This is a genomic window from Nocardioides sp. GXQ0305 (assembly GCF_050880345.1).
Taxonomy (GTDB): domain Bacteria; phylum Actinomycetota; class Actinomycetes; order Propionibacteriales; family Nocardioidaceae; genus Nocardioides.
This window is the reverse complement of the sequence record NZ_JBNYXG010000006.1, coordinates 110,214-132,056: the sequence shown is the minus strand read 5'-3', so window position 1 is coordinate 132,056 and position 21,843 is coordinate 110,214. Positions and strand designations below refer to the sequence as shown.

Below are 21,843 nucleotides of genomic sequence, written 5' to 3'. Positions count from 1 at the left end.
CCTCACGGTCCCGGCCGGCGGGTCGCCGCACGGCGGCGGATGCCGCGCAGCATGTCGCGTGACATGACGAAGTCGGCCGGGACGACGAGCGCGGCGGCGCCCACGGTGAGCCACCAGGGCCGGGTGCGGGCCCGCCACCGGAACAGCAGGCGGGTGCCGGGTCCGGACGCGGTGTCGACGGGGGTCAGCACGAACGCCCAGGTCCACCAGACGCCCGCGAGCCCCCGTTGACGCCAGGTCAGGGGGAGGTGGCTGGACGACGCGAGCACCAGGTGTTCCGCGGTCCGGACGTCGTGGACGACGAACCCGCACTCCGACGAGGGCGGTCCGTCCGGCACGAAGTCGCCCACCTCGAGCCGCTGGTACTGGGGCAGCACCCGGTCCGCGCTCGGACGGTTGTCCGGGAACAGGAGTGCGTCCACCCACCGTGCCGTGTACCAGCCGCCGCGGTGCCAGCCCACCTGCACGAGCCATGGCCAGACCTGCTCGGGGGGTGCCGGGATGGTGACCGCGTGGTTGGCGACGGTCTGCGGGTGGCGTACCAGCTCGTCGCCGGGCATCGGCCGGCGTCGTTCCTCGGGAGTCGAGCCGTAGGTCCGACCCAGCCACTGGAGGCACGCGAGGGCGCCGGCCACGGCCACGACGATGGTCCGCATCGTCCGGCAGCGCGGATACGCCGGGATCAGTCCGCCGACCGTTCGTCGAGAAGGAGGTCGACCTGTCGGCGTACGTCGTCCGTCGCGACCGAGGTCCGGAGGCGTCCGAGGGCCTCGTGTGCGTCGTCCCGGTCGATCCTGGCGAGCGACCGTGCGATGGCGGCGAGCTCCACACCGTCATCACAGTGCTCCGCACGGTCCGCGAGCACGGACACGGCTCGGTCGGTGGCGACGTCGCCGAGGGCGGCCGCCGCGCGCATCCGGTTCTCCAGGCGCCGGTCGTCGAGGGCGCCCGCCAACGTGTCGACCGCCTCGTCCGCCGGCCAGTCCCCGAGCGCGACGAGGGCGCGGGCCTTCAGGACGGCCGCCTCACCCCGGTCGGGTCCCCGGGCGCAGGCGCGCAGGCCCTCGAGCGCGACGTCTCCGAGGTCGCGGAGCCGCTGGCGGGTACGGTCGTCGAAGTGCTCGGCGAGCAGCAGCCGTCGCACCCGGTCGTCGAGCGTCGTCTCGGGCATGGGAGTCCCTCTCCTCACTCGGCGAGCGCCTGGGCGGCGTTGGCGTACGCGGTGGTGATCTCCGCCGTGGACAGCTGCACGGAGGTCTGGTCGGTTCCGTCGCCCATCATCAGGTCGACCTGTTCGGCGTTTGTGCAGGGGTCACCGTTGGCGTCGTCGCAGCTGTGCGGCAGACCGAGGAAGTGACCGAGCTCGTGGGCGAGCGAGACGGCCACGCGCTCGAAGTTGGGTCCGGTGTTGACGGTCAGGCCGCCGCGGGTGTCCTGCACCCACACGGCCGGGTCGTCTCCGCCCACCTGCCAGTTGCTCCCCGTGCCGGTGGCGCGCACGAAGTAGGCGTTGACCACGTCCTGCACGTTGTTGTCCGCCGCGACCGCCCGCATCGCGACGAAGCCGTCGGTGGAATCGGGCATCATCTGCGCGTTGGCGTCGGCCACGGCCACCTCGTCGAAGCTGACCACCCGGAACCGCACGCGCGCCTGAGTCCAGATCGCGTTCGCGGAGCCGCGGCGCTGCCGGTAGCTCGCGGTGTTGAGGTTGTCGAACAGCGTCGCCGAGGCGGTGGCGGTCCGGCCAGGTCGGATCGTGGTGTCGACGGTGCCAACGACCAGGTGGCACGCGACGGGGACCTCGAGGTCGAAGCCCCGGGCGGTCCATCGCAGTCCGTACTTCTCCGACGCGTCGTCCCCGCTGTCGAGGAACAGGTCGGCATCGCCGTCGAACAACGGCGTCGCGTCCGCGTTGACGAAGAGCCTCACGCGCCGCGGTCGCCACCCGTTCGTCCCGGTCTTGCGCAGCGAGAGGCGTCGGATGTCCGAGCGCTGCATCCCCGCGTGGGGCTCGAGCTCGAAGACGTCGGTGTTCCCGGACTCGAAGTCGTTCCTCGTCGGGTTGTCGAGCAGCCACTCCCTGGTCCCGATGTCGAGGTACACCTCGTCGTCCGTCGGCGAGTACCGCTCGGCGCCGGTGCGAATCTCGACCCTGAGCGCGGTGACCGGCGCATCGGGCTCGTCGGAGATCGGTACGGGCTGGGGATAGTCGGGGGCGGTCCACGTGAGGCCGTGGCGCAGCTGCGCACCCGGCCCGCCGTCCAGCCAGTGCGAGACGGTGCCCTCGTACAGCGGGCCTGCCACCTGGTCGGGGTCGTTCACCCAGACCAGGATCTCCTCGGGTCGCCACCCGTCGGTGCCGGTCTTGCGCAGGCCCACCTCTCGGATGCCGTCCATCCGCAGGTTCTCGATGTCTCGGATGAGGTAGGTCTCGAGAGCTCCGGGCTCACGGTCGTTACGGGTGCGGTGGTCGAGCTGCCACTCGCGCGTGCCCACGGTGAAGAACACCCGGTCGTCGGTGCCCGCGGGCTGCGGCGTGGCCGTCCTGGTCATCACCACGATGTCCCGCACGACCACGGCCCGGTCCGCGACGCGCGGCGGGAAGTCGGCAGCCTCCCACACCACCCCGGCGGTCTGGTGGGCGTCGCTGCCCTGGTCGAGCCAGATCTCGATGGTCCCGCGGTAGAGCTCGTCCCCGTTGACGGTCACCGTGATCCGCGACGGGCGCCACCCGTTCCAGCCGTTCTTGGTGAGCCCGATCTTGCGGATGTCGGAGGTGTCGAGCGCTGAGTTGAGCGTCAGGTCGAACGTGTCGGTGGCGCCCGGCCGGAAGTCGTCGCGTCCGACCCGGTCGAGGCGCCACTGGCGGGTGCCGATGTCGAAGAACACCTGGTCGTCGGTCCCCGCCGTCGGATCGGCGGCGGTGCGAACCTCGACGACCAGCGAGTCGACGGTCGCCATGTGGCATCTCCTTCGCGAGCCCGAGGTCGTCAGCGCGCGGGGGGAAACTCCACGGATACCACGGATCGCCCCCGGGGGCCAGTGATGCCGGGACCGTCGCGCATGTCCGCAGGTCACGTGGGACTTCCCCAAGATGGGCGATAGCCCCGATCGGCTCCTGCATCTAGCCTCGCATCACTATGCAGAACCCTTGGGGGAGGGGGCGTCATGAGGCGATTCGTGACCGTAGTGGGGTCGGTTCTGCTGCTGACGTGTGCGGGGGGGTCACCCGGCATCGCGGGAGAGACCGTCTCGCCGTCACCGAGCCCGACCGCGCCTACGGAGGCCAGCGGGGCCCCGGTGGTGACCCCGGAGCAGAAGATCGACCCGTACGTCCGCTCGTCAGTGGTCTATCTGACGATCACCTTCGAGGCGTGGCTGTACGACACCTACCAGGACCGGTGGCTGGTCACCAACAGAGCCGGTGAGGGCCTGTCCACCCCGGTCGGTGGCCAATGCACCGGCTACGTGGTGAATCCGGAGGGTTGGATCGCCACCGCCGGGCACTGCGTGTCCTACAAGGGGGAGGGGTACGTCGGCACCACTGTCCGTGACGCCTTCGTGGACCGGGCCACCGAGATCTCGCTGAGCAACGGCTACTGGCGTGGCATCAACGTCACCGAGTCGACGGTGCGCGCCTACTGGGACAAGTACCTGCGCACCGAGTCCTCCGACCGCACCGGGGCCACCGGCAAGCCGGACCGGTACGTCGAAGCCTGGTGGGGAGCGAACGTCTCCGGCCTGGAGGCCGAGGAAGGGGCCCCGGCGCGGGTGATGGAGTACTCGGAGTTCCAGCAGGGCGACGCGGCGCTGCTCAAGGTCAACGAGCCCGAGATGAACGCGCTGCTGCTGGTGCCGGGTGACACCGCGGTGGACGTCGGCACCCCGATCGGCTCTGTCGGCTACGCGGGCAGCGTGCAGGACGTCACTGACGCCGACTACCACCCCTCGATCAAGACAGGCACGATCTCGGCCCAGAAGACCACCGGTGACATCCCGGTCTACGAGATCGACGCCGCGGTCTCGCCCGGGATGTCGGGCGGGCCGACCGTCAACGCCGAGGGTCAGGTGGTCGGCACCAACTCCTTCGGCAACCGCAACGAGCCGCAGAGCTTCAACTTCGTGGGCACCAGCCAGCGGATCCTGGAGCTGATGGCCACCGAAGGCGTGGAGAACGAGCTGAGCCAGGACAGTCAGGACCTGCGGGTCGGCCTGGACGCCTACTTCGCCGGCGACAAGGAAACCGCGGTGACCATGCTCAGCGCGGTCAAGGAAGCCCAGCCCTCCAACGACATCGTGATCGACTACCTGGAGCGGGCACAGGCACTGCCCGACCCGCCACCACCTCCGGCGCAGGAGGACACCGGGATCCCGATGACATGGGTATGGGTCGGCCTCGCTGTGCTCCTGGTGCTGCTCGTGGGCGTCGCCGGATTCCTGGTGTACCGGCATCGGAACCGCACGCCTGCTCCGGTTCCCGCCCAGGTCCCCACCCCGCCCTCAGTCCCGGTGCAGTCCCAGGTCATTCCCGCCCCACCACAGGAGGCCGCGGTGGTGGCGGCAACACCGAAGGACGCGGGCGAACCCCTGGGGTTCGTCGCGCCCTTGACGACTGATACCCAGCCGATCGGGCCGATGGTGACCGCCGAACCAGTGTGCGGATCCTGTGGTCAGGGGGTGCCCGCGGGGCAGAAGTTCTGCGGCAACTGCGGGGCTGGCATGGCCTGATCGGTCGTCCTCTGTGACGCGGTCTGCTCCAGCAGCGCCGTCACGCTCGGGTCATGCCGTGGTTTGGGAATGGCGGCCAGGGGTACTTCTCCCATGGTCGTGACCGCGGCCCTGGGCTCTACAAGGGAGGGACCCACCATGTAAATCCTCGGTGTGCTCATCGCGGGCGTCATCATCGGCCTGCTCGGCAAGTTCGTGGCACCAGGAGACAAGGACAACATCCCGATCTGGCTCACGATCGTGTGCGGGATCGGCGGGGTCCTCCTCGGTTGGTTCGTGTACGACGCCTTCGGCGGCGACACCACTTCCGGTGTCGACTGGGTGCGCTGGATCGTGGCGATCCTGGTCGCGGCCGTGCTGGTCGTGATCGCCTCCACGGTCACGGGCCGGAACACATCCAAGACTGCGAAGATGAAGTCGAAACTGACGTGACGCGATCGGTGTCACAGCCGAGCTTCGCCGGCTGTCATTCGTCCCCCTCCGTGCGTGGCCCGTTCTCGAGTCCGTGGTGGACCCCCCACGCCACTGCCTGACTGCGTGAGTCGACGCCGATGCGCCGGTAGGCCGAGCGGACGTAGGTCTTGACCGAGTTGATGGAGAGGAACAACTGGTCCGCGATCTCTTGGTTGCTCGAGCCTCGAGTGATCAAGCGCAGTACATCGTGTTCTCGCGGTGTCAGCCCCGCGGTGCGGAGCTCGTCGAGCTCGGTCTCGCCGACGGCGCGGGCCGGGTTCGCGGTGAAGTCGGGAGCATCGATGCTCTCCGACCCGTGCAGGTCGCCCCAGGCGGCCGCTTCCACGGCGGCAGCGAACACCTCGGCTGAAGCGCCGAGCGAGACACACCCGTCGACCCCGTGCTCGAGAGCCACGTCCGCCAGGTCGGGGCGCAGGTCGCGTGTCACGGCGAGCACCGCGCAGTCGTGCTCCTTGACCAACTGGTCGAGCTGCCGACTGTCGTGCTCAGCGAGTGCCGCCACGTCGTAGAGGACCACGTGGGCCTCGTCAATGGCTGGGTCGGCGACCGTGCCGGCGCCGACGCTCAGGCCTGCCAGCTGCTCGAGCACCGCGACCAACCCGCTGCTGACGACTTCTTGATCGGCGACCACCATCACCCGGGTCGGATTCACGAGGAGATCCTAGACAGCACTGCCGCGTTGTCACGTGTGGGTCCCGTGGAACGCATATCTTCACAGGGCTCTGGGTACAGCTCTGCCGTTCGCCAGCGGGCACAATCCCCGTCGGATGAGCCCGTCCCCAGGCACGTCGTCCAGGACACCTGGGGTCGGCCGCAGGCTCCGGCCGCCTCATGGACTACGCACCTCGCGTACGGCCGGAGCCTGCGATCTGACGGCGGCCCCCACACTTTCGGAATCTCACTACTCCGGGTGAGGCTGCCGACTGCAGGGCTGGGGCACTGTTGGCAGTGCACCGGATCCCCTGTGACCTCACTCAAGGCTGTAGGGGAGTCATGGAACTCGGGGGTGGAACCCGTCGTTCGGGGGGGCGGCGGGGCCTGCGTGCAACGAAGGCCCCTCAGCCCGGCCGTGAGGGTCAGGCTGAGGGGCCGACCCGCGTGAACGCTGGTGGGCGATACTGGGTTTGAACCAGTGACCTCTTCCGTGTCAAGGAAGCGCGCTACCGCTGCGCCAATCGCCCGTGGTCTTGAGTTGTGGGTGGGTGCCCGAGGTGGGTACGGGATTTGAACCCGTGTAGACGGATTTGCAGTCCGTTGCCTCGCCTCTCGGCCAACCCACCGTGGAGGCCAATGCTGGTGGACCTCTCCGAGCGGACGACGAGGCTCGAACTCGCGACCTCAACCTTGGCAAGGTTGCGCTCTACCAACTGAGCTACGTCCGCTTGCGGACCGGCCCGGGGCCGGTGCGGTCAGAACAGTAGCCCATGCCCCCGACGGGTCAAAATCCGACGGGGGCCCTCGTGTCGGCTCCTAGAGTGAGGCCCATGCGCGCGTGGGTGAACGGCCAGATGCTGCCCGATCCGAGTGCCCCAGCGGTGGCGATCGACGACCACGGACTGACCGTCGGAGACGGTGTCTTCGAGGCGATCAAGGTCGTCGACAGCGTCCCGTTCGCGCTCACCCGGCACCTGCAGCGGCTCGCCCGCAGCGCCTCCGGGCTGGGCCTGCCGGACGTCGACGACGCCGCCGTACGGCGGGGTGTCGCCGCTGTCCTGGAGGGCGAGCCGATGCCCCTGGGGCGGGTGCGCATCACCTACACGGCGGGGCGGGCCCCGCTGGGCTCGCCGCGGGTCGGAGGCGAGCCCACGCTGGTCGTCGCGGCCTCGTCGATGGAGCCGGCACCCGAGACGACCGCTGTGGTGACGGTGCCGTGGCCCCGCAACGAGCGGGGGGCACTGGCCGGCCTCAAGACCACGTCGTACGGCGAGAACGTCCGGGCCTTGGCGTACGCCGAGGAGCGCGGTGCGAGCGAGGCCGTCTTCCCGAACCTGGCCGGTCATCTCTGCGAGGGCACCGGCACCAACGTGTTCTACGTCGTCGACGGTGAGCTGCGGACCCCCAGCCTGGCCAGCGGCTGCCTGGCCGGGGTGACGCGGGCGCTGCTCGTCGACTGGTGCGGAGCGGTCGAGGTCGACGAGCCGATCGAGGTGGCCGAGCGGGCCAGCGAGGTGTTCCTCGCCTCGACCACCCGCGACGTACAGGGCGTGTCGCGCTGGGGCGACCGTGAGCTCCCCGCGCCCGGACCGATCACCGCGGACGCCCGGGCCACCTGGGCGAAGCGCGAGGCCGAGCACCCCGACCCGTGAACCGAGCAGGGATGCGTGACACCTGTGGGCAATCTCCCGCTGCGCTTCGCCCGCCGGATAGGCTCGCAGCGTGAGCCGGGAGGGGGACCAGCGGTGGTGAGCAGTACCGCCAAGCGCGTCGTGCTCGAGACCTTGGGCTGGACGCTGCTCCTCCTCGGGGTGGCGGCCATCTTCCTCCCCGGCCCCGGGCTGCTCGGCATCTTCGCCGGCCTGGCCCTGCTGTCCCAGCAGTACGACTGGGCAGACCGTCGGGTCGAGCCGGTCAAGCTTCGGGCACTCAAGGGCGCAGCCGAGGGAGTGGCGTCGTGGCCGAAGATCACGCTGTCGCTGCTGGGGGTGGTCATCCTGGTGGCGTGCGGCATCCTCTGGATCGCCTACCCGCCCGCCCCCGGCTGGTGGCCGCTCTCCGAGGCGCTGTGGCTGCCCGGAGGCATGTGGACCGGCCTCACCCAGGTCGCCTCCGCAGGCATCGCGCTGGCGCTCATCGTCTACAGCTTCAACCGCTACCACGGTCGCCCCGACGAGATCCGCCGCCTCGACGAGGCGATCAAGGAGGCCGACGCGGCCGCGCGGCCGCGCAAGAACGCCGGGCAGACCACGGGCTGACGTCGGTTTCGTGGCCCGCTCGGTGGCGATGTAGAGTTCCCGCCGCACGCAGGGGCGATTGGCGCAGTGGTAGCGCGCTTCGTTCACACCGAAGAGGTCACTGGTTCGAACCCAGTATCGCCCACCCGAATTGTGTGGTCCTCCGTCCTGTCGCTGTGACGGATGCTCCGGAGCCTGGCCTCGCGCCCGGCTGGGCCAGGGGAGGGGTCACTGCCGTGTCCGAGGAGACGATGGTCCAGGTCGTCGAGACCGCCCTGCGCAAGCTCGGGGTGCCGGAACAGGTGGTCGCCGCCGGCCAGTTCATGCCGCGCGGCCACACGGGGAGCATGTTCGCCGGCGGGCTCGTCGGTGACACCCTGACGGGGTCGCTGGGCGGGCTGGCCGACTCCGTGGGGACGGCCGGTGGAGCGCTGGCCGGGATGCACATCCACGACGCGTCGTCCGGGCTCCCGGGCGGCATGCTGGTGGGCGTCACGGAGGCGCACGTGTGCGGCTTCGCGGCCGCCACCCGGCACAGCGAGGCGGGCGGGATCGTGTTCCGGGTCCCGCGCTCGGACCTGGAGGTGAAGGTCCACCAGCGGGTCAACGTCCGCGTCCTGGAGCTCATCGACACCACGAGCGGGTCCCGGATCGAGCTCGAGGGGAACCGGATCCCGCTGACGCACAGCAAGGACGTCATCGACGCCCTGACCTCGTGACACCCATTGACCCCCACCGGCGACTTCCCTAGGTTCGGGGTCACACTCGGGGGCTCGGTACTACTCGGGAGACCGCATGTCACAAGCACAGCGCACGGACGAGACGGCCAGACAGACCTCGGACATCAAGAAGGTCGCCGCCGCGAGCCTGATCGGTACCACGATCGAGTGGTACGACTTCTTCATCTACGGCACCGCAGCCGCCCTGGTGTTCCCCGCCCTGTTCTTCCCCTCCCAGGATCCGGTGACCGGCACCCTGCTGTCGTTCGCGACCTTCGGGGTCGGGTTCTTCGCGCGGCCGGTGGGCGGTGCGGTCTTCGGGCACTTCGGCGACCGCATCGGCCGCAAGTCGATGCTCATCGCGACGCTGACCATGATGGGGCTGGCGACGTTCGCGATCGGCATCCTGCCGACGTACGCCCAGATCGGGGTGCTCGCCCCCGTCCTGCTGACCGTGCTGCGCTTCATCCAGGGGCTCGGCGTCGGCGGGGAGTGGGGCGGCGCCGTCCTGATGGCGGTGGAGCACGCGCCGCCGGGCCGCCGCGGCTTCTACGGGAGCTGGCCCCAGATGGGCGTACCGGCCGGCCTGATCCTGTCCAACGCCGCCTTCCTCCTGCTCGCTGCGATGCCCGACGAGAGCTTCGAGGCGTGGGGCTGGCGGATCCCGTTCGTGTTCAGCATCGTGCTGGTCGCGGTCGGGCTGGTGATCCGGCTGAAGATCATGGAGAGCCCCGGGTTCGCCAAGGTCAAGGCCGAGAAGACCGAGGCCAAGGTGCCGATCGTGGAGGTGTTCAAGCACCACGCGAAGCAGGTGCTGCTGGCGGCGGGTGCCTTCATCATCATCAACTCGTACTTCTACATCCTGGTCTCCTACATCATCTCCTACGCCACCGCGCCGGATGTCGGCTTCTCTCGCGGCGAGGTGATCGCGGTGCTGCTGTTCTCGAGCGCGGTGACCTTCCTCAGCATCCCGGCCTGGGGTGCCCTCTCGGACCGGGTGGGGCGCCGGAGCCTCTATCTGATCGGCTGTCTCGGGATGGGGGTGTCCGCGTTCCTCGTCTTCTGGAGCGTGGATGCCGGGTCGCTGCTCGGGTTCGCCGTGACCCACACGCTCGCCCTCGCCGGGTTCCTCGCGATGGGCTACGGCCCGATGGCGGCGATGTACGCCGAGCTGTTCTCGACCCGGCTGCGCTACTCCGGTGCGTCGCTGGGCTACCAGGGCGGCGCGATCTTCGGCGGCGCGCTCGGGCCGATCGTGTCGGTCGCGTTGTTCGACGCCACCGGCACGTCGATGTCGATCGCGATCTACGTGTGCGCCATGGCCATCCTGTCGTTCGTGTGCATGTACGCCCTCACCGACACCCGCTCGGTCGACATCGACGCGGACACGCCCCTGGTGGGGTCCGCCTGACACCGGATGACTCCGCCACCCTCGCAGAACCGGCCCCTGCCTGATAGACACGACACATGGAGTGGCTGCTCGCGATCGCGGCCGCCGGGGGCGCGGGGGTGTACGGCGTACGCCGGCTGATCGCCGCGCGCGACGACCGGCGGCAGCGGGCCGTCGAGCTCGAGCAGGTCCGCAAGCTCGCCGACGAGGACGTCACGGTCTTCGGTGACCAGCTCCGACGCCTCGGCGACACCGTCGGCGAACGCACCCTGGACGAGGTCACCCACACCGACTACCAGACCGCGCTCGACGCCTACGAGCGCGCGAAGTGGGATGCGCCGCGGTTGTCGCACATCGACGAGATCAGCACCCTCGTCGACACCCTCGCCACCGGCCGCTACGCCATGGTCTGCGTCCGCGCCCGCCTCGCGGGCGAGCCCGTGCCGGAGCTCCGGGTGCCGTGCTTCTTCAACCCGCAGCACGGCCCGTCGGCCCGCGACGTGACGTGGACCAGCCCGCGGATCGGGACCCGCAGGGTCCCGGCCTGCACCCGTTGTGCGACCCAGCTCGCGGCCCGCGAGAAGCCCGAGGTGCGCACCGTGCAGATCGGCACCCGCAGGGTTCCGTACTGGGAGGCCGGGGCCCGCTTCCACCCCTACAGCCAGGGCTACTTCCCGTCCGACGCGGCGGCGGGCGGGGTCGCGATGGCGTGGATCTACACGGCCCCCGACCTCGGGTCCGCTCCCTACATGGACCACACCGGGTACGGCGGCGACGTCGGCGGCATCGACTTCGGCGGAGGAGGGTTCGACGGCGGCGGAGGCGACGGCGGCGGCACGTGACGCTCGTCGATATCGGCGTGAGCCCACCCACCGGGCACCGTTAGGCTCGACAGGTCCGCGAAGCCCGACCGAGGAGTCCCCATCGTGTCCGACATCAAGATCGCCGTGCTCGCCGGCGCCACCGGATCAGGGGCGCGCGAGGAGCGGACGGTCACGGCCGGCACCAAGGCGTGGGAGCTCTTCGCCGACGACAGGGACGTGGTGGCGGCCCGCGTCGCGGGCGAGCTGCGGGACCTGTCCCACGAGCTGGCCGACGGCGACGACGTCGAGCCGGTGGCGATCGACAGCCCCGACGGCCGCGACATCCTCCGCCACTCCACCGCCCACGTGCTCGCGCAGGCGGTGCAGCAGCTGTGGCCGGAGGCCAGGCTCGGGATCGGGCCGCCGGTCACCGACGGGTTCTACTACGACTTCGACGTCGCCGAGCCCTTCCACCCCGCCGACCTCGACAAGCTCGAGACCGCGATGCGCAGGATCATCAAGGAGAACCAGCGCTTCGAGCGTCGGGTCACCACCGACGCCGAGGCTCTCGACGAGCTGAAGGACGAGCCCTACAAGGTCGAGCTGATCGGTCTCAAGGGCGGCCAGGAGGCCAAGGGCGACGACGCTCTGCTGGATGCGGAGGGCGCCTCGGTCGAGGTGGGCGCCGGCGAGCTCACCATCTACGACAACGTCCGACGCAACGGCGAGGTCGCGTGGTCCGACCTGTGCCGCGGCCCCCACCTGCCGACCACCAAGCGGATCCCGGCGTTCAAGCTGATGCGGGTCGCTGCGGCGTACTGGCGCGGCGACGAGAAGAACCAGCAGCTGCAGCGCATCTACGGCACCGCCTGGGAGTCCAAGGAGGCGCTCGCCGAGCACCTCCACCGGCTCGAGGAGGCCGAGAAGCGCGACCACCGCAAGCTCGGCCGCGACCTCGACCTCTACTCCTTCCCCGACGAGCTCGGCTCCGGCCTGGTGGTCTTCCACCCCAAGGGCGGGGTCATCAAGCGCGAGATGGAGGACTACGTCCGGCGGCGCCACATCGAGGAGGGCTTCCAGTACGTCGGCACCCCCCACATCAGCAAGGACGGGCTGTTCCACACCTCCGGTCACCTGCCGTACTACGCCGACACCATGTACCCGCCCATGAAGATGGAGGGCGCGGAGTACCGGCTCAAGGCGATGAACTGCCCGATGCACAACCTGATCTACCAGAGCCGTGGCCGGTCCTACCGCGAGCTGCCGCTCCGGCTGTTCGAGTTCGGCGGCGTCTACCGGTTCGAGAAGTCCGGGGTGGTGCACGGTCTCACCCGGGTGCGCGGGATGACCCAGGACGACTCCCACTCCTACGTCACCAAGGAGCAGGCGCCCGACGAGGTCAAGCACCTGCTGGGGTTCGTGCTGTCGCTGCTGCAGGACTTCGGCCTCGACGACTTCTACCTCGAGATGTCGACCCGCGACGACCGCAACAAGGACAAGTTCATCGGGTCCGACGACGACTGGGCCGAGGCGACCGAGGTGCTCGAGCGCGCCGCCGTCGAGACCGGCCTCGAGCTGGTGCCCGACCCCGGCGGCGCAGCGTTCTACGGCCCCAAGATCTCGGTGCAGGCACGCGACGCGATCGGCCGCACCTGGCAGCTCGCCACCATCCAGTACGACTTCAGCCAGCCGAAGGGCTTCGGGCTGGAGTACCAGGCGGCCGACGGCTCGCGCCAGCAGCCGGTGATGATCCACTCCGCCAAGTTCGGCTCCATCGAGCGGTTCATCGGCGTCCTCGTCGAGCACTACGCCGGCGCGTTCCCGCCCTGGCTGGCGCCGGTGCAGGTGCAGGGCATCCCGATCGCCGAGCGGCACCACGACTACCTCCAGGAGGTGGCCGACCAGATGCGGGCGATGGGCCTGAGGGTCGAGGTCGACGACTCCGACGACCGGATGCAGAAGAAGATCCGCAACGCCCAGGTCCAGAAGGTGCCGTTCATGGTGATCGCCGGCGACGACGACGTGGCCGCCCACGCGGTCTCCTTCCGCTACCGCGACGGCCACCAGGAGAACGGCGTCCCGGTCGACGAGGCGATCCAGCGGGTCGCCAACGCGGTCGCCACCAAGGGTCAGGTCTGAGGGCTGCTCCTAGAGTTGCGTCCATGGCCGATGATGTCGTGCGCCAGGACGGGGCGGGAGAGCCCGATCAGCTGGAGAGACTCTGGACGCCGTACCGGATGGCCTACGTCCGCGGCGACGAGCGCCCGTCGGGCACGGGCGAGGAGGAGTGCCCGTTCTGCCGGATCCCGACTCGCGACGACGAGGCGGGCCTGGTGGTCCACCGCGGCGACACGGCGTACGTCGTGCTCAACCTGTTCCCGTACGCCGCGGGGCACCTCATGGTCTGCCCCTACCGGCACATCCCCGACTACACCGACACCACGGATGCCGAGCTGGTCGAGATCGGGCAGCTGACCAAGCGGGCGATGACGGTGCTGCGGTCGGTGTCGCGGGCCGAGGGCTTCAACATCGGCATGAACCAGGGGCGGGCCGGGGGCGCCGGCATCCGCGCCCACCTGCACCAGCACGTCGTGCCCCGGTGGGTCGGCGACGCCAACTTCCTGCCGATCATCGGCCGCACCCGCACGCTGCCGCAGCTGCTGGGCGACACCCGGGAGCTGCTGGCCTCGGCGTGGGGCTGATCACTCCGCAGGCACGCCAAAATCGGCGATGCGGGTCCGCTCCTCCCGCCGCTACCGTGGTCAGTTGATACTTGGTCGGCCGCCGCGAGGGTCGGTCATGGGGGGCTCTGTGACCGAGGCGACAGGGGGACCCATGAAGATCCGACGAGCGATGACAGGGGCCCTGGCCACGGCGGGGCTCGCGTGCGCCACGGTGGCGCCGATGCCGACCGCGCAGGCGGTCAAGCCGCACAAGGAGACCATCAGCGAGCCCTACTCGTTCGTCGCGGAGGACTACTGCGGCATCGAGGACGAGGTCGTGATCGAGGGGTTGTTCGAGTCGGTCCTCCAGATCCACAGCCGTCGAGGCGTCGACTTCTACACCGAGCACCAGGTGGTCACCGAGACCCACACCCTGGGCGACGTCACGGTCACCCGGGTGTCCAAGCCGATGTTCAAGGACCTCAAGATCGTGGACCTCGGCGACACCCTGCTGATCACTGTCCTCGGCACCGGGCCGGAGTCGACGTACGGGCCGGACGGCAAGGCGATCTCCAGGAACCCGGGCCAGTTCCGGTTCCGGATCGAGGTGGACGAGGAGACCGGCGAGGAGATCGAGGGATCGTTCACGGTGCTCAAGGAGTCGACCGGCAGGACGGACGACTTCTGCGCGGACGTGCTGCCCGTGCTCATGGGGTGAGGGACGCCCGCCGTCTCAATCCGGGAAATTGCGGATGCGCAGGAGGGGTCCGGCGTCGTAGTCTCCGAGCAGAGCTCGACCGCGGGGGGCGGTCGAACTGTGTGGAGGGGGACACATGCGGATCCGCAAGAGCTGACGCCGCTCATCGGCGCTTCGAGACCGGGGTCCGCCCGTGCGGGTCCCGGTTTCGCCTGTCTCGGGGCGGAGCTCCTCAGGGCGCGGGCAGCCGCAGCCGCACCGGCCGGCCGCCGATCCGTCCGCGGAGCCCCGCCTCAGCTCCCCACTCACGGGTGTCCCAGCCGCCGCGGAGACGGCCCGTGACGGCGCCGGCCAGGGTCAGCTCGACGCGCACCCTCTCGGCGTACCGGTCCCACACCGCGGTGCCGCTGACCGCGAGGTCCCGCACCTGCCGGACGCCGTCCAGCCGGAACCGGACCACGCGACCGCCCCGGTAGGTCCAGGTGCCGCCCCGAAGCCCGACCCCGTGGCCGGAGTAGTTGTTCCACCAGCGGTCGAACAGGTCGACGACCGTGTCGGCCGCGGCGGCGCCCGCGCGCCGGACCCGGAGTGCCGCGTCGCCCCGCGCCGCGCGGACGTCGGCCAGCCGCACCGGGAAGACACCCGGGGTGCGGATCGGCTCCACCTGCTCGGCGCACGCGCGCCGGTCGGCGTCGGGCTGGGTCTCGGGTTCCCGGACGAAGGCCCGCATGATCCGCACCGCGCAGTCGTCGGTGTCGCCGATCGCGGTGACGTGGAAGCTGTTGCGGACCTCCACCATCGTGGCGTCCGGGAACTGGTCGACGACCATCAGCCCCTCGGCCGGGGTGGTGATCGAGTCGAGCTCGCCGACCAGGACCAGCACCGGGACGTCCGGGTACGCGCCGCCCGGCGGCCGCACCGGGCCGGCAGGGTTCGAGGCAGGCGCGGTCGGCCAGCGCGTGCACCAGTCCAGGCCCTGCCAAGCCGAGCGCGCGTACTCCCGCACGGTGAACGGCGCGAAGGTGTCGGGAGCCCGGCGGGTCCGTCGGCGCAGCGCCTGCTCGAGCGCGTCCTCGCGGGCCTTCCCCGGCGGCAGGGTCATCGGGTAGACGGTCGGGTAGTCGTGGCACGACACCGCGGCCTCCAGCCCGCCGCTGTAGAACCGGGCGGCCCCGGAGTCGGTGCCGCCGCCCACCGCCTCCGCCACCAGGCGCAGCAGCGGTGCCCGGTCACCCCGCAGCGCGTTGCGCATCGCTGCGGTCATCTCCCGGTAGAAGGACGGGGTGTACGTCGCCGCGAACGCGACGCTGACCAGGTTCCTCGGGGAGACCCGCACCCGCATCCGGCGCCCGTCCGCATCGTGCGACCAGCCCCGCCACGGCTCCTCCCGCACCCGGTCGAGGACCCGCTCGAGCGTGGTCAGGAACGGGGCACCCTCCCGCCGACAGGCGGGCGAGCGCGAGCACGCGAGGTCGAACGCGGTGCGCATCGTGGGGGGTGAGGTGGGGTACCAGCCGGTCTCGCCGTACGTCGGGTAGGCGGCGTCGAGCACCACCGAGCGCACCAGGTCGGGGTGCCGGCCGGCGAACACCTGGGCGAAGAAGGTGCCGTAGGAGTCGCCGTACAGGTCGACGCCGTCGAGTCCGAGCCGTTCGATCACCGCGGCCAGGTCGTCGGCGGACCGCTCGGTGGAGTAGTCGTCGGCGAGGTCGCCCAGGGTGCGACCGCACCTGCCGGCGGCGACGGCGAAGCGGGTCCGGAGGTCCTGCATGCCCGGGCAGTCGATCGGCTCGGAGCGTCCGGTGCCCCGCTGGTCGAGGAGCAGCAGGTTGCGCCGTCGCATCAGGCCGTCGTACATCCGCACGTACGACGTCCCGGACGCCGTGGTCGCGTAGCCGGGTCCGCCCTCGCGGGCGACGAGCGTCCCGGTCGCCGGGCCCTGCCGGGCCGGGACGAAGGCGAACCCGACCCGGACCCGGCCGGCCGACGGGTCGTCGGGGTCCCACCTGCGGCGGACCGACCCGCACAGCGCCCGGGCGACCACCCGGCACGGCCGCAGCGTCAGGTCGCCGACCTCCACGCGACCCTCGACCGCTGTCGGGCCGGACTGGCGGCCGGGGGCGGGGGAGGCGTCCGCCGTCCGGCCCACCCCGGCCAGGAGTCCGAGCAGGCAGGCCGTGGCGACGAACCACCCGAGCGCGCGGTTCCGGCCACGGACGCTCACCGGCACATCATGGAGGGCGGTGCCACGAGTTGTCACGGAGACCGCCGCGGGTAGCCTGCGGGCCACCATGTTGGACCGGTTCAAGCAGTTCTGGCAGGGCGTGGTCCTCGCGCCTTTCGTCCGGCTGTTCCTCAAGCTCGGGATCAGCCCCGACGTCGTGACCCTCGTCGGCACCCTCGGCGTGGCCGCGGGGGCGCTCGTGTTCTTCCCGCTCGGCCTGCTCTGGCAGGGCGTCCTGGTGATCACCTGCTTCGTCTTCAGCGACCTGATCGACGGTCAGATGGCGCGGCTGAGCGGGCGGACCTCGAAGTTCGGGGCCTTCTGGGACTCCACCCTCGACCGGATCGGGGACGGTGCGGTCTTCGGCGGGCTGGTGCTCTACTTCGCCGGCCCGGGCGACGACTACCTCTACCTCTGCGTGGCGCTCTGGTGCTTGGTGATGGGGTCGGTCACCTCCTACTCCCGCGCCCGCGCCGAGTCGCTCGGGATGGACGCACGCGGCGGGCTCGCCGAGCGGGCCGACCGACTGGTGGCGATCCTGGTGCTCACCTTCTTCGGCGACGTGCTCGGCCTCCCGATCCTCTACGAGGCCACGTTGTGGGTGCTGGCGCTGGCGAGCACCTACACGGTGGGCTACCGGGTGCTCAAGGTGCGGCGGCAGGCGCTCGCCGAGGGACCGCTCCCCGAGTAGGGCGCCGGGCGCCGCCGCCGTACCATTCAGGCATGGCCGAGAGCAGCACACAGCACCCGTCCCCGGGCACTCCTGAGCAGGCACCCCACACCGGGACGTCGCGCGTCAAGCGCGGCATGGCGGAGATGCTCAAGGGCGGCGTGATCATGGACGTCGTCACCCCCGAGCAGGCGAAGATCGCCGAGGATGCCGGCGCGGTCGCCGTGATGGCGCTGGAGCGCGTGCCGGCCGACATCCGGGCGCAGGGCGGCGTCTCCCGGATGAGCGACCCCGACATGATCGACGGGATCATCGAGGCCGTCTCGATCCCGGTGATGGCCAAGGCCCGGATCGGTCACTTCGCCGAGGCCCAGGTGCTGCAGTCGCTCGGCGTCGACTACGTCGACGAGTCCGAGGTGCTGACCCCGGCCGACTACGCCCACCACATCGACAAGTGGGCGTTCACGGTGCCCTTCGTCTGCGGGGCGACCAACCTGGGCGAGGCGCTGCGCCGGATCACCGAGGGCGCGGCCATGATCCGCTCCAAGGGCGAGGCCGGCACCGGTGACGTCTCGAACGCCGTCACCCACATGCGGACCATCCGCGCCGAGATCCGCTGGCTCAGCGGGCTGGTCGACGACGAGCTGTACGTCGCGGCGAAGGAGCTGCAGGCGCCGTACGACCTGGTCAGGGAGGTCGCCGAGGCCGGCACGCTCCCGGTGGTGCTGTTCACCGCCGGCGGCATCGCCACGCCCGCCGATGCGGCGATGATGATGCAGCTCGGTGCCGAGGGCGTCTTCGTCGGGTCCGGCATCTTCAAGTCCGGCAACCCCGCCGAGCGGGCCGAGGCGATCGTGAAGGCGACGACGTTCTACGACGACCCCGACGTCGTCGCCAAGGTGAGCCGCGGGCTGGGCGAGGCGCTGGTCGGGATCAACGTCGAGGACGTCCCGGCGCCCCACCGCCTCGCCGAGCGGGGCTGGTGAAGCAGCCCACGGTCGGCGTCTTCGCCCTGCAGGGCGACGTCCGGGAGCACCTCCAGGTGCTCGACGGGCTGGGCGTGCGGGCGATCGGCGTACGCCGGGCCGCCGAGCTCGACCGGTGCGACGCGCTGGTGCTGCCCGGTGGCGAGTCGACGACGATGGCCAAGCTGGCCCGGACCTTCGACCTGCTCGAGCCGATCCGCAAGAGGCTCGCCGACGGGATGCCGACCCTCGGGACCTGCGCCGGCATGATCCTGCTCGCCGACCGGATCGAGGACGGCGTCGCGGGCCAGGAGACCCTCGGCGGGCTCGACGTCACCGTCCGGCGGAACGCCTTCGGCCGCCAGGTCGACTCCTTCGAGGGCGACATCGCGTTCGAGGGCCTGGACCGGCCGGTCCACGCGGTGTTCATCCGGGCGCCGTGGGTCGAGCAGGTCGGCAAGGGCGTCGAGGTCCTCGCGCGCGTGGCCGACGGTGAGGCCGCCGGTAGGATCGTCGCGGTCCGGGAGCGGCACCTGCTGGCGACGTCGTTCCACCCCGAGTGGGGCGGCGACGACCGGGTGCACCGGCTGCTCGTGGACCTGATCCCAGACTGACGACCGAACGAACGTAGACGGGAAGCGCATGTCCGGCCACTCCAAATGGGCGACCACGAAGCACAAGAAGGCGGTCGTCGACGCCAAGCGCGGCAAGCTGTTCGCCAAACTGATCAAGAACATCGAGGTCGCGGCCCGGATGGGCGGCGGCGACCCGGCCGGCAACCCCACGCTCTACGACGCGATCCAGAAGGCCAAGAAGTCCTCGGTACCCAACGACAACATCGACCGCGCGGTCAAGCGCGGCTCCGGGGCCGAGGCGGGCGGCGCGGAGTACCAGACGATCATGTACGAGGGCTACGGGCCCTCGGGCGTCGCGATGCTCATCGAGTGCCTGACCGACAACCGCAACCGGGCGGCGATGGAGGTCCGGACCGCGATGACCCGCAACGGCGGGTCATTGGCCGACCCCGGCTCGGTGTCGTTCCTGTTCAACCGCAAGGGCGTCGTGCTGGTGCCGGTCGACCAGGAGGGCCGCACGGTCTCCGAGGACGACGTGCTCGAGGCGACCCTCGAGGCCGGGGCCGAGGACGTCAACGACCTGGGGGAGGCCTTCGAGGTGATCTCGGAGGCCGGCGACCTGGTCGAGGTCCGCACCTCCCTCCAGGCCGCCGGCGTCGACTACGACTCCGCCGAGGCCCAGTTCGTGCCCGACCTGCAGGTCGAGCTCGACAAGGACGCCGCCGCGAAGGTGTTCCGGCTCATCGACGTCCTCGAGGACCTCGACGACGTGCAGAACATCTACGCCAACTTCGACGTCCCCGACGCGGTGATGGCCGAGCTGGACGCCTGAGGCCGGCGCCTACTTCTCGTAGGCCACCACCACCGACGGCCTCGGGAAGCCCTCCCGGTCCGGCCAGGTGCTCGTCGGGTTCTCGAACGTCGCGCCGCTGGTCTCGCCCGGGTGCTGCGGTGCCAGGAACACCGACCTCTGGTCGTCGGAGATGAACGGGCCGCAGCACTCCGCGCCGTACGGCACGGTCGCGAACTGCTGGACGTGGCCGCGCTCGGGTCCGGACGTCGGCACCCGGAACAGGCCGTCGTTGGAGCCGAGCACGTTCCCGTCGGTCGAGATCCACAGGTTGCCGACGGCGTCGAAGGCGACGTTGTCGGGGCAGCTGATCGGGCTGACCTGCTCCTTGGGGTACCCGGCGAAGTAGGTCTCGGGCGCCTGCGGGTCGCCGCACACGAGCATCAGCCGCCAGAAGAAGGTGCGGCCCGCGTGGTTGTCGTTCGCGGCCTCGAGCTCGAGCACGTACCCGTTCCGGTTGCCGTTCTGGGTCACCAGCGGCGCACCCAGCGACGGACGGGTCTGCGACTGCCACAGCGGGTTGGCCTCGTCGGTCTCGGCCTCGGTGTCCCGGTTGGAGTTGTTGGTGAGCGCGCAGTACACGCGGCCGGTGACCGGGTTGACCTCGACGTCCTCGGGCCGGTCCATCTTGGTCGGGGCGACCTGGTCCGCCGCCAGCCGGGTGTCGATCAGCACGTCCGCGACCGACATCCCCGGCACGAACGACTCGGTGTCGCTGGTCAGCGGGATCCAGGTCCCGGAGCCGTCGTACTTCCCGTCCTCACGGCCGTCCCCCCGGAACCGGGCGACGTACAGCGTGCCGGTGGTCAGCAGCCGCATGTTGCGGCGCCGGGCGCGGGGGCCCTTCCTCGGGTCGTAGGTGCCGGCCGAGACGAACTTGTAGAGGTAGTCGAACCGCTCGTCGTCGCCCATGTAGGCGACGACCTGACCGGACTCCGCGATGGTGACGTTCGCGCCCTCGTGCTTGAACCGGCCCAGCATGGTCTGCTTGCGGGGCGTGGACGCGGGGTCGTAGGGGTCGACCTCGACGACCCACCCGAAGCGGAAGGGCTCGTGCGGCTCCTGGGTGAGGTCGAACCGCGGGTCGACCTCGTCCCACCGGCGCTCGGAGACGCCGTTGACGCCGTAGCGGTCGTACGACGCGACGTAGCGGGCGTCCCGCGCTCCCGAGGCGTGGAAGTACTGGTTGAAGTTCTCCTCGCCCGACAGGATCGTCCCCCACGGTGTGCGACCTCCGGCGCAGTTGTTGAGCGTCCCCTTGACCCGCCTTCCGGTCGGGTCGGCCGCGGTCCGGAGGCGGTCGTCGCCGGCCGCGGGGCCGACGAGCCGGAAGTCCGAGCCGGTGTGGAGGCGACGGTTGAGCCGTGCGTTGCCCGGGCTCTTCGGCACCCACGACCCCGTCGCGGCGCCCCGGCGCAGCTCCACCACCGACATCCCGTGGGAGGCCATGGCGATCCGCTTGACGGTCGCGGCGTCGTACCGGCCGGTCGGGAACATCAGGTTCTCGTCGGTGTACTCGTGGTTGGTCACCAGGACCGCGTGCCCGGAGTTGCCGTCGGGGTGGGGGAGCACCCCGACGTAGTCGTTGTTGTAGCCGAACTGCTGCTCGGCCGCCTCGGGGGTCTGGTTGTCCACGTCGAACGGCGGGGCGCCGGCCGTCATTTGGTCGCCCCAGCTGATCACCACGTCGGCCCGGAAGCCGCTCGGCACCGTCACGTCGTCGAAGTCGTTGGGCTCCACCGGCGTGAACACCCAGGTGCCGGCGGTGGTGCCGGCCACGGCCGCCGCCGCGAGGGGAGCCTGGGACACCAGGCCGGTGACGCCCAGGAGGCCGGCGCCGGCACCGAGCTTCAGGAGCGAGCGGCGGGCCAGGGCGTGCTCGGCGACCTCGCGGAACTCGGGGTTGTCGCTGGTGTTGGGCACCGGCTGGTCGCAGGCGTTGCCACAGCGGAACAGGCAGGTGAGGTGGCTGCGCGAGCCGTGACGTGTGGTCGGCGTCAGCGGGAGCAGCGGGCGCGCGTCGGTCGGGCGGCTGGGGGTGAGGGTCATCGGTCCTCCGGGCGTCGGGACGTGGGTGTACCTGCGGCACTGTCCAGAGGGCAGGGGAGGGGACGGTGAAGCCGACGTGAACGAGGTGGGAACGTGTGGCGGGCAACGGACGACCCGGCGGCGGTCCGCGTGTCGCGCCCGACTC

20 protein-coding genes and 4 tRNA genes are annotated in these 21,843 nt (G+C 70.7%); 15 read left to right on the top strand and 9 right to left on the bottom strand.

Going from position 1 to position 21,843, the window contains the following annotated elements:
- Window positions 1-2 precede the first annotated feature (2 nt).
- From ACQ1X7_RS15930 to ACQ1X7_RS15920, 3 genes are read right to left on the bottom strand one after another with little or no spacing between them, the layout of a single operon-like run.
- Window positions 3-656: a hypothetical protein gene (locus tag ACQ1X7_RS15930; protein WP_432479204.1), complete on the bottom strand. Its 654-nt coding sequence runs from the start codon at window positions 654-656 to the stop codon at window positions 3-5.
- Window positions 657-682: 26 nt separating this feature from the next.
- Window positions 683-1,171 carry a HEAT repeat domain-containing protein gene (locus tag ACQ1X7_RS15925; RefSeq protein ID WP_432479203.1) on the bottom strand — a complete coding sequence of 163 codons (489 nt, stop codon included), beginning with the start codon at window positions 1,169-1,171 and terminating at the stop codon, window positions 683-685.
- A 14-nt stretch (window positions 1,172-1,185) separates the two neighbouring features.
- On the bottom strand, window positions 1,186-2,961 hold the full coding sequence (locus ACQ1X7_RS15920; protein ID WP_432479202.1) for a PLAT/LH2 domain-containing protein: 1,776 nt from the start codon (window positions 2,959-2,961) through the stop codon (window positions 1,186-1,188).
- A gap of 342 nt (window positions 2,962-3,303) precedes the next feature.
- Between ACQ1X7_RS15920 and ACQ1X7_RS15915 the strand changes: the two genes are divergently transcribed.
- A complete protein-coding gene (locus tag ACQ1X7_RS15915; RefSeq protein WP_432479201.1) occupies window positions 3,304-4,728 on the top strand; it encodes a trypsin-like peptidase domain-containing protein in 1,425 nt (474 codons plus the stop codon).
- 153 nt (window positions 4,729-4,881) lie between these two features.
- The gene (locus ACQ1X7_RS15910) at window positions 4,882-5,160 is read left to right on the top strand and encodes a GlsB/YeaQ/YmgE family stress response membrane protein (protein ID WP_432479200.1); all 279 of its coding nucleotides are present in this window, start codon (window positions 4,882-4,884) and stop codon (window positions 5,158-5,160) included.
- A gap of 34 nt (window positions 5,161-5,194) precedes the next feature.
- Here the strand turns inward: ACQ1X7_RS15910 and ACQ1X7_RS15905 are convergent, their stop codons facing one another.
- From ACQ1X7_RS15905 to ACQ1X7_RS15890, 4 genes are all read right to left on the bottom strand, one after another.
- Window positions 5,195-5,854 (bottom strand): LuxR C-terminal-related transcriptional regulator, encoded by a 660-nt coding sequence (locus ACQ1X7_RS15905; protein ID WP_432479199.1) that lies wholly within the window; start codon window positions 5,852-5,854, stop codon window positions 5,195-5,197.
- A 454-nt stretch (window positions 5,855-6,308) separates the two neighbouring features.
- Window positions 6,309-6,383: transfer RNA gene (locus ACQ1X7_RS15900), tRNA-Val, on the bottom strand.
- 28 nt (window positions 6,384-6,411) lie between these two features.
- A tRNA-Cys gene (locus ACQ1X7_RS15895) sits at window positions 6,412-6,482 on the bottom strand.
- A 29-nt stretch (window positions 6,483-6,511) separates the two neighbouring features.
- Window positions 6,512-6,584: transfer RNA gene (locus tag ACQ1X7_RS15890), tRNA-Gly, on the bottom strand.
- Between the two features lie 102 nt (window positions 6,585-6,686).
- On the opposite strand from ACQ1X7_RS15890, the gene ACQ1X7_RS15885 reads away from it, so the two are divergent.
- The 9 genes from ACQ1X7_RS15885 (at window position 6,687) to ACQ1X7_RS15845 (ending at window position 14,386) form a co-directional block, all read left to right on the top strand.
- Window positions 6,687-7,508 carry an aminotransferase class IV gene (locus tag ACQ1X7_RS15885; protein ID WP_432479198.1) on the top strand — a complete coding sequence of 274 codons (822 nt, stop codon included), beginning with the start codon at window positions 6,687-6,689 and terminating at the stop codon, window positions 7,506-7,508.
- A 96-nt stretch (window positions 7,509-7,604) separates the two neighbouring features.
- Window positions 7,605-8,114, top strand: a complete 510-nt coding sequence (locus ACQ1X7_RS15880) for a PGPGW domain-containing protein (RefSeq protein WP_432479197.1) — start codon at window positions 7,605-7,607, stop codon at window positions 8,112-8,114.
- Window positions 8,115-8,166: 52 nt separating this feature from the next.
- Window positions 8,167-8,238, top strand: a tRNA-Val gene (locus tag ACQ1X7_RS15875).
- Window positions 8,239-8,329: 91 nt separating this feature from the next.
- Entirely contained in the window at window positions 8,330-8,812 is a 483-nt protein-coding gene (locus tag ACQ1X7_RS15870; RefSeq protein WP_432479196.1) for a hypothetical protein, read from the top strand.
- 76 nt (window positions 8,813-8,888) lie between these two features.
- Window positions 8,889-10,223 carry an MFS transporter gene (locus tag ACQ1X7_RS15865; protein ID WP_432479195.1) on the top strand — a complete coding sequence of 445 codons (1,335 nt, stop codon included), beginning with the start codon at window positions 8,889-8,891 and terminating at the stop codon, window positions 10,221-10,223.
- Between the two features lie 56 nt (window positions 10,224-10,279).
- Entirely contained in the window at window positions 10,280-11,044 is a 765-nt protein-coding gene (locus tag ACQ1X7_RS15860) for a hypothetical protein (protein WP_432479194.1), read from the top strand.
- 84 nt (window positions 11,045-11,128) lie between these two features.
- Window positions 11,129-13,144, top strand: a complete 2,016-nt coding sequence (gene thrS / locus ACQ1X7_RS15855) for a threonine--tRNA ligase (protein ID WP_432479193.1) — start codon at window positions 11,129-11,131, stop codon at window positions 13,142-13,144.
- 23 nt (window positions 13,145-13,167) lie between these two features.
- Window positions 13,168-13,707: an HIT family protein gene (locus ACQ1X7_RS15850; protein WP_432479192.1), complete on the top strand. Its 540-nt coding sequence runs from the start codon at window positions 13,168-13,170 to the stop codon at window positions 13,705-13,707.
- 133 nt (window positions 13,708-13,840) lie between these two features.
- The gene (locus ACQ1X7_RS15845) at window positions 13,841-14,386 is read left to right on the top strand and encodes a hypothetical protein (RefSeq protein ID WP_432479191.1); all 546 of its coding nucleotides are present in this window, start codon (window positions 13,841-13,843) and stop codon (window positions 14,384-14,386) included.
- 211 nt (window positions 14,387-14,597) lie between these two features.
- Here ACQ1X7_RS15845 and ACQ1X7_RS15840 read toward each other — a convergent pair whose 3' ends face one another.
- Window positions 14,598-16,589, bottom strand: a complete 1,992-nt coding sequence (locus tag ACQ1X7_RS15840) for an alpha/beta fold hydrolase (RefSeq protein WP_432479190.1) — start codon at window positions 16,587-16,589, stop codon at window positions 14,598-14,600.
- 67 nt (window positions 16,590-16,656) lie between these two features.
- Between ACQ1X7_RS15840 and pgsA the strand changes: the two genes are divergently transcribed.
- From pgsA to ACQ1X7_RS15820, 4 genes are read left to right on the top strand one after another with little or no spacing between them, the layout of a single operon-like run.
- Complete coding sequence (gene pgsA, locus ACQ1X7_RS15835) at window positions 16,657-17,280, top strand: phosphatidylinositol phosphate synthase (protein WP_432479189.1); 624 nt, start codon at window positions 16,657-16,659, stop codon at window positions 17,278-17,280.
- A 32-nt stretch (window positions 17,281-17,312) separates the two neighbouring features.
- Window positions 17,313-18,245, top strand: a complete 933-nt coding sequence (gene pdxS / locus ACQ1X7_RS15830; protein WP_432479188.1) for a pyridoxal 5'-phosphate synthase lyase subunit PdxS — start codon at window positions 17,313-17,315, stop codon at window positions 18,243-18,245.
- On the top strand, window positions 18,242-18,838 hold the full coding sequence (gene pdxT, locus ACQ1X7_RS15825) for a pyridoxal 5'-phosphate synthase glutaminase subunit PdxT (protein WP_432479187.1): 597 nt from the start codon (window positions 18,242-18,244) through the stop codon (window positions 18,836-18,838). Before pdxS ends, pdxT begins: the two co-directional genes overlap by 4 nt.
- Window positions 18,839-18,866: 28 nt before the next feature.
- Window positions 18,867-19,631: a YebC/PmpR family DNA-binding transcriptional regulator gene (locus tag ACQ1X7_RS15820; RefSeq protein ID WP_432479186.1), complete on the top strand. Its 765-nt coding sequence runs from the start codon at window positions 18,867-18,869 to the stop codon at window positions 19,629-19,631.
- 9 nt (window positions 19,632-19,640) lie between these two features.
- Here the strand turns inward: ACQ1X7_RS15820 and ACQ1X7_RS15815 are convergent, their stop codons facing one another.
- Window positions 19,641-21,698, bottom strand: a complete 2,058-nt coding sequence (locus ACQ1X7_RS15815) for a PhoX family protein (RefSeq protein ID WP_432479185.1) — start codon at window positions 21,696-21,698, stop codon at window positions 19,641-19,643.
- Window positions 21,699-21,843: the final 145 nt, after the last annotated feature.

Excerpts from the sequence above, each read along its gene's own strand:
- ACQ1X7_RS15930 (WP_432479204.1), bottom strand. The coding sequence starts at position 656 with ATGCGGACCATCGTCGTGGCCGTGGCCGGCGCCCTCGCGTGCCTCCAG.
- ACQ1X7_RS15925 (WP_432479203.1), bottom strand. The coding sequence starts at position 1,171 with ATGCCCGAGACGACGCTCGACGACCGGGTGCGACGGCTGCTGCTCGCC.
- ACQ1X7_RS15920 (WP_432479202.1), bottom strand. The coding sequence starts at position 2,961 with ATGGCGACCGTCGACTCGCTGGTCGTCGAGGTTCGCACCGCCGCCGAT.
- ACQ1X7_RS15885 (WP_432479198.1), top strand. The coding sequence starts at position 6,687 with ATGCGCGCGTGGGTGAACGGCCAGATGCTGCCCGATCCGAGTGCCCCA.
- ACQ1X7_RS15865 (WP_432479195.1), top strand. The coding sequence starts at position 8,889 with ATGTCACAAGCACAGCGCACGGACGAGACGGCCAGACAGACCTCGGAC.
- ACQ1X7_RS15860 (WP_432479194.1), top strand. The coding sequence starts at position 10,280 with ATGGAGTGGCTGCTCGCGATCGCGGCCGCCGGGGGCGCGGGGGTGTAC.
- ACQ1X7_RS15850 (WP_432479192.1), top strand. The coding sequence starts at position 13,168 with ATGGCCGATGATGTCGTGCGCCAGGACGGGGCGGGAGAGCCCGATCAG.
- ACQ1X7_RS15845 (WP_432479191.1), top strand. The coding sequence starts at position 13,841 with ATGAAGATCCGACGAGCGATGACAGGGGCCCTGGCCACGGCGGGGCTC.
- pgsA (WP_432479189.1), top strand. The coding sequence starts at position 16,657 with ATGTTGGACCGGTTCAAGCAGTTCTGGCAGGGCGTGGTCCTCGCGCCT.
- pdxS (WP_432479188.1), top strand. The coding sequence starts at position 17,313 with ATGGCCGAGAGCAGCACACAGCACCCGTCCCCGGGCACTCCTGAGCAG.
- ACQ1X7_RS15820 (WP_432479186.1), top strand. The coding sequence starts at position 18,867 with ATGTCCGGCCACTCCAAATGGGCGACCACGAAGCACAAGAAGGCGGTC.
- ACQ1X7_RS15815 (WP_432479185.1), bottom strand. The coding sequence starts at position 21,698 with ATGACCCTCACCCCCAGCCGCCCGACCGACGCGCGCCCGCTGCTCCCG.